The sequence below is a fragment of the Massilimicrobiota sp. An80 genome (assembly GCF_002159255.1).
In the GTDB taxonomy this organism is placed as follows: Bacteria; Bacillota_I; Bacilli_A; order Erysipelotrichales; family Coprobacillaceae; genus Allocoprobacillus; species Allocoprobacillus merdigallinarum.
In genome coordinates this window covers 1-1,459 of record NZ_NFHI01000105.1, presented here as the reverse complement: position 1 = coordinate 1,459, position 1,459 = coordinate 1, and the positions used below count along the sequence as shown (strand labels likewise).

Annotated in this window: 2 pseudogenes and 1 other annotated feature; both pseudogenes read right to left on the bottom strand. The window is 37.4% G+C overall.

From position 1 onward, the window contains the following. A pseudogene (locus tag B5G32_RS13505) lies at positions 1-632 on the bottom strand (3-deoxy-7-phosphoheptulonate synthase); the annotation flags it as partial. 47 nt (positions 633-679) lie between these two features. Beyond that, positions 680-932, bottom strand: a binding site (T-box leader). A 104-nt stretch (positions 933-1,036) separates the two neighbouring features. Beyond that, positions 1,037-1,459: pseudogene (locus B5G32_RS13500) on the bottom strand (3-deoxy-7-phosphoheptulonate synthase); the annotation flags it as partial.

Here is a 1,459-nt window from a genome sequence, read left to right as displayed (position 1 = left end):
AATCCACGTTTTAATAAGATTGGCTTTGTACATCTTTTTCCTACTTCTTTTAAAAGATCAAAGTTTTGCATATTTCTTGCGCCAATCTGTACCAAGTCAACCTTTTCATTGAATTCTTCAATATACTCAGCACTCATTAATTCTGACACAATGGGTAATCCTGTTTCTTCTTTTGCAGCTAACAAGATATCTAATCCGGCTGTTCCCATTCCTTGGAAAGCATAGGGTGATGTTCTTGGCTTGAATGCACCACCTCTTAACATGTTAGCTCCTGCTGCCTTAGCAGCTTTGGCAATCATGATAACCTGTTCCTTGGATTCAACAGAACATGGACCTGCAATCAATGCCAGATGATCTCCACCAACTTTGACACCGGCAACATCAATGATGGAATCTTCTGGATGAAAGGCACGGTTTGCCAGTTTATAAGGTTCACTGACACGCATCACGTGATCGACAACAGGTGAAACTTCCAGTTGTTTAGGATCAACCTTTGTGACATCTCCAATAACACCACAAATCGTCGTTTCTGTTCCAACCACAATATGCGTTGTGAGTCCTTTGTCTTCTACCTGTTTGACTATTTTTTGTACATCTTCATCAGTTGTTTTGGGTTTAAATACAATAATCATTTTTCTCTATCTCCTCTCTCTACTGTATAAATAAAAAATCCCTCATCCCTAAGGACGAGAGATTATCATCTGCCGTGTTACCACCTTAATTCACCTATATATCACTATATAAGCCTTAACAAGTACGCCTGTCTATCAGGTTCATACTCTGATGCTGTAACGGGCATTCCCGTGTTAGCCTACTTTTATTTCAGCCACCTACTCCAAGAGGAATTCAATAAGCTGACCTGATTCTTTTTCACCAAGCAAGAACTCTCTATACAAGCTGACTTATCTACTCTTTCTTTTCACAGTATTTATAACAGTATTTTGAATATGTTAATATATTATGCGATAAATACAAAAATGTCAATCATTTTTATAAATTTCCATAATTTTTTGTTCAGTTTATAAAATATCATGCTTTATTTGATTTCTTTTCCAACAATATGGGCGATTTCTCCAACCTGTTTCAATAATTCTGTATATTTCTCTGGTTTTAATGACTGTGGTCCATCACATAAAGCATGTTCTGGATCATTATGCACTTCTATCATCAATCCATCACATCCTGCTGCAACCGCTGCCTTGGCCATTGGCTCTACTAGCCACCATTTTCCTCCTGCATGTGATGGGTCTATAATGATTGGCAAGTGTGTCAATCTTTTGATAACAGGTATCGCCTGTAAATCTAATGTATTTCTTGTATAGGTTTCATATGTTCTGACCCCTCTTTCACATAGAATGACATTGGGATTTCCACTGGCCATGATATATTCTGCACTCATGATCCATTCTTCATATGTTGCACTTAATCCACGTTTTAATAAGATTGGCTTTGTACATCT